The 953-nt window shown below is 44.6% G+C and carries 2 protein-coding genes; both read right to left on the bottom strand.

Going from position 1 to position 953, the window contains the following annotated elements:
- On the bottom strand, positions 1-189 hold a 189-nt coding region (locus A3738_RS07635), incomplete at its 3' end, for a DUF1826 domain-containing protein (RefSeq protein ID WP_156504066.1).
- A 4-nt stretch (positions 190-193) separates the two neighbouring features.
- Positions 194-953, bottom strand: a 760-nt coding sequence (locus A3738_RS07630) for a metal ABC transporter permease (RefSeq protein WP_068763493.1), incomplete at its 5' end; no start/stop codon positions are given.

Raw genomic sequence — 953 nt, 5'->3', positions numbered from 1 at the left:
CGTCACATCATCTTCAACACGAATGAATTCAGCCTGATCAAGCAGAGATGCAATTGAATCACGTAATCCTGATGAGAGATCTCGTTTCCAGACGGCGATATTAACGTCGTCTTTGTAGATATCTGCCAAAGTATGAATGTCATTTGATTCAGCTAATTTTCGCTGAATCTCGTCCACCATCGCTTCCATATAATTATGAAATTCCTTTACGTAGTTTCTTGGGAAGAAGACGATATCCAAGGTTCACAACAACAAACAAAATCGCACACACACTAATGATAGTGGGACCTGTTGGAGTATCGAAAACATAGGAACCATGCAAGCCAATTAAGCTTGCAGAAATCGCTAACACACCAGCGACAACAGCCATCATCTCGGGGGTAGAACTGAGTACTCGAGCTGTAGCAGCTGGAATAATAAGCATTGCGACAATCAGCAATACACCGACTGTTTTAATTGCGACTGCGACCACTATCGCAAGGCTAATAGTAAGAATGAGCTGCTCGTGTTTTGGTTTATACCCACTTGCTAGTGCTAAATCAGGATTAAGCGTAGATAGTAATAGTCCGTTCCAGCGCAGTGTCGCGAGCACTAATACCAGCGCAGCCCCACCCCAAATAATGAAGAGATCTGATTTACCGACAGCGAGAATGTCGCCAAACAAATAAGACATTAAGTCGATTCGCACACCGGACAGAAACGACACAGCAACCAAACCAATTGCCAGGGCTGAATGCGACATCACACCTAGTAAGGTATCCATGGCAATGCCACGCTCACTCAATGATGAAACGGTGATCGCCATGATCATACAAACGATTAAAACGCCCAGAAAAACTGGCGTAGAAAAACTAAGAGAAAGAGCGATACCTAGTACGGCTGAATGTGCGGTCGCATCACCAAAATAAGCCATACGACGCCACACAACAAAACACCCTAAAGGTGCTGCGGCT

The sequence above is a fragment of the Oleiphilus sp. HI0066 genome, assembly GCF_001635725.1.
Note: the sequence above shows the minus strand (reverse complement) of the source record. Positions and strands in the feature narration are given on the sequence as shown.